The 3892-nt window shown below is 56.2% G+C and carries 2 protein-coding genes and 1 pseudogene; all 3 read left to right on the top strand.

All coding sequences use genetic code 11. The features are described from left to right. The first annotated feature begins 552 nt into the window (after positions 1–552). Positions 553–1293 (top strand): hypothetical protein, encoded by a 741-nt coding sequence (locus ABE487_RS17135; protein WP_346452818.1) that lies wholly within the window; start codon positions 553–555, stop codon positions 1291–1293. Positions 1294–1838: 545 nt separating this feature from the next. Beyond that, positions 1839–3236 (top strand): site-specific integrase, encoded by a 1398-nt coding sequence (locus ABE487_RS17130; RefSeq protein ID WP_346452819.1) that lies wholly within the window; start codon positions 1839–1841, stop codon positions 3234–3236. Positions 3237–3628: 392 nt separating this feature from the next. Then, a pseudogene (locus tag ABE487_RS17125) lies at positions 3629–3886 on the top strand (transposase); the annotation flags it as partial. Positions 3887–3892: the final 6 nt, after the last annotated feature.

Below are 3892 nucleotides of genomic sequence, written 5' to 3'. Positions count from 1 at the left end.
GCGCTCGACCTGAAGCACTGCGCGCTCTTCCGCGCTCAGGTGGCTGTACTGTTTTCCCATCGCGACACCCTACACTCCGCCGGGTGTTGCACTTGGAAGTTGAGTCTGCCGGTTCCCATGGTCGATTTCGCTTTCTTGTCCGGTTGCAAGATCGGGTCTACTAGCGCTTTACCCATACCAGGGTCAGAACCAGGGGAAACGAATATATAACTCGACACGCCACACCTCCAATCCATGTGAAGACGAAGCCCAGAACCAGACCCGCCGAGGCGGCCTGTTTTGCGATTTGTACCGCATGCCGAGCCACCTTACTAGTGCCCCTGCCTACGCCCCGTGCGGAAGGCAATCCCCAGCCTTCCTCTCCGGAGAATAGATTGTCTGATCTCAAGTTGTGAGATAGCGCCGCTATAGTCTCGCGCTCGACCATATCTTGAGCAGACAGGCATGATATCGATTCACCCGGCTTCACTCTCTTCGATTCCCGGAAATATGGCGAACTGGTGGCTTGAACACCGCCCGACTGTGCGCCTATACCTCGGAGGAGTCGCGTGTATGCTCCTGAGCATCGCGCTCTTCCTCCATGACCCCAGATCGCTGGCATCCGATGTCGCGACGTATGCAGGATGCGCACTGCTCGCATTTGCTTTCCTAACGGAGTGCTACTACTGGACCGTCGAGAGACTCAACTACCCCCTGATGAAACTGGCCATCACCGTATTGGGTGTCGTGACCCTCGCGGCTGCAACAGGGGTAAGCAAGATCACGGTCAACGATGCTACGGGTCAAGATCCGTCCTATTTCACCAGCGCAGTCGCGCTTCTGGTTCCGCTTTCGTTTGTTCCAGTTGCCGCTGCCCTCGTCATTATCTTAGGCACTTTCGGCGTGATCATCGGCCTTATATGGGGACTAGCAAAGCTCGGCACGGCCTCATCCAAGGTCCGCGATCTGGATTTGGCTATCACTCTGACCAGGATCTTCTCTGGCTTTGTAATCGTCGCAATCGCCAGCGCACTTCTAAATAGCTCCTCCTTCATCTACCCATCAATGCGGTGGGTGGCCAGCCACAGCGCGCTATTTTTTGACATGTATGAAGGATCCGGATGCTCTGCTGACGTGCGAGACCGTGTCGGGCGTGTAAATGATGACCTTGTAGTCATCGGTCGAATGACAAATTCGGGGCCGCAATTCATGAGGGCAAGCTGCCCCTTGGGGCCACAGAGTACGGTCCTTGCACCCTACCCACCAGAGGCAGAGAAGCGCGTCGAGAGCGAGTCAACTCCGGACCGGCAGTGACAAATAATCTAACGGATGGTTGGCCCCTTACCGGACAGGTCTTCCAAGCTTTGCGCCCCCCCCGCCGCTCCGCTATCACCAGCAAGACATAAAATCAGAGCGGTGATGAAGATCGAGATACTGATGATACAGCAGGACTACCTGGTGTCCCGTGCATGGGTCACTTACTCAGGATAAGCCTGAATTTATCGCTGGGATAGCAGGCCCCAGAGGATCCAAGTCCGGCGACATAAATAATCCTGAGAATATTTATGAAACTCTCATCTCAAAATGAGCATGCCTATTCTGTAAGAAAGCACGCTTAGGCGTAAGCACTCTCAAAATCGTACAGTACAGAAATGACTGCAAGATAGAAGCACTCACCCGAGGCAACCCCTTGCGCCACAGCGCCTCGCAACCCACACCCCACTAATTTCCTCAAAAAGTTTTCGCGCTAATTTCTACGTTTCGGCGAACGCCTAAGCAACGCGGAAACACTCTAGATCTCGTTTGACGAATCAAAGCCGGGCCTTAGCACTGCTCTCATTATCCAAGGAGACAGTGCCGTGCCAAAAACAGTAAAGAACTTCCTTCAAGACTTCCCTTTCAATCCAGACGCCGATGACGCGCTGCACCTTAAGGGCATCAGGATCGGGCGCTTCCGGATTGATGAGCTGGTCATCACCGGACGCGAAGCGGCCATCCATGCGCAAGAGATCCTCAACGCGGCTATGGAGCGCTCTCGACGCTCTCGCATCAATGCCGCAGGCACGCGCTACCTTGAGCCACTCTCCGCAGGCCACCCTGCCCGGCTTCTATCCGTAGAGATCAAGGACTACCTGGGAGACCGGGAACGCCGCTGCCTCGCCCAAGAGACCATCGACTCCACAGCCCGAACCCTGCGGCTTCTCCAGATGACCTGCGGCGACATCCCCGTCTCTCGCATTGACCACCCTCACATCTACCGACTCTGGGACCTCATGCGCTGGTCGCCCCCAGGCCTCTTCTCTGACCCCGCCTATCGAGGGATCAGCTATGACGAAGCCATTGCCTGCGGCAAAACGCTAGACGTTCCTCAGCTTGCCCCTGCAACGCTCGAACGGCATCGACGCTTCCTGGTCTCTTTCTTCAATCAACTGGTCAAGACCAAAGCCATTGATGCGTCCCCCATGGCTGCGTTCGCAGAGATCAAGAAGGACTTGGTCACCGATCCCAACAAGCCTGAGCGCCTCTTTGATGAGGACGATCTCAAGCGCATCTTCGACCCCAAGACGTTCATTCCCTGGGCGAGCAAGTATCCGCATCGCTGGTGGCTCCCCATGATCGGTCTGTATACAGGTGCCCGCATCAACGAAGTCGCTCAGCTGAAGGTGGCCGACATCGTCCAAGAGAGCGAAGTCTGGTGTATCCGCATCCAGAAGACAGTAGACCCTGACCTAGCGCACCGGACCCGGCTACGGAGTCGACAAAGCCTAAAAGGCAAGGCATCTATCCGAACGATCCCCATCCCGAAGCCCCTGTTGGACGCAGGCTTCCTGGACTTCATGGATGACATCGGGGACTGCGGTCACCCTCGCCTGTTCCCGCACCTTTCTGCAGGCGTGAACCGTAAGACCGGTGAGACCAATGCTCGCTACAGCTTGGCAGCGCTTAGCCAGTTCAGCCACTACATGAAGGAGCTTGGTTTCCCTAGAGGTGTTGGTTTCCATGCCTTCCGCCACACCATCGCGACAGAGCTCCACCACCAGAACGTCGATGACGAAGACATTGCTCTGATCACGGGCCACTCTGTAAGCAAGCGCGTGCCGGTGCTTCACGAGGCCTACTTTCACAAAAAGCCTGCTGTGATGCGCAGGAAGCAGATAGAGACCTTGGAGAAATACAGGCCTGCGGTAGTGCTTCCTGTCTACGCCAAGGGGCAGTTCAAGCGCTGCTTGAAGGACAAGAAGAGGTTCTATCCGTGATGGCAACGCCACGGGCAAAACTCTCACGTAGCTTGGCTGCGCTCCGCTCTGCTGCTGCCTCTCGCGCAGCACCAGAATGTTCGCACGCGTCTTGCGAAGAGATAACTCTACTTCTGTAGATCTCTACGGGGGCGTTTCGCTGTCGCGACGAAGACACCGTCTGAATGCATGGCCGCGAACATATTTCCTTGAACATACTCGGGCCAGAGCTGGCCCGGCAACCCAACAAAATCAACCGGAAGGTCAACCTCATCTTCGGGTGCCGCATCAGCGAAAGAGTCGAAGCTTCTTGGCTGCCAATTCTCAAAGGAGAATCCCCGGTCCCGACGTCCCCCCGCAATTGAGTAGCAGGCTGCTTTGGAGTCCAATCCCCAACGAGAAGGAGATTGGACGTGAAGAAGCGTTTCAGCGAAGAACAGATCATCGGCTTCCTGCGTGAGGCCGAGGCCGGGCTGCCGGTCAAGGAGCTATGCCGTCGCCACGGCTTCAGCGAGGCGTCGTACTACCTGTGGCGCAGCAAGTTCGGCGGCATGAACGTGTCCGATGCCAAGCGCCTGAAGGAACTGGAGACCGAGAACGCGCGGTTGAAGAAGCTGCTGGCCGAGCAGGTCCTCGAGAACGAAGTGATCAAGGACGTGCTGCGAAAAAAATGGTGA

The organism is Luteimonas sp. TWI596, assembly GCF_039674105.1.
Classification (GTDB): domain Bacteria; phylum Pseudomonadota; class Gammaproteobacteria; order Xanthomonadales; family Xanthomonadaceae; genus Luteimonas.
This window is presented reverse-complemented; position numbering and strand designations above follow the sequence as displayed.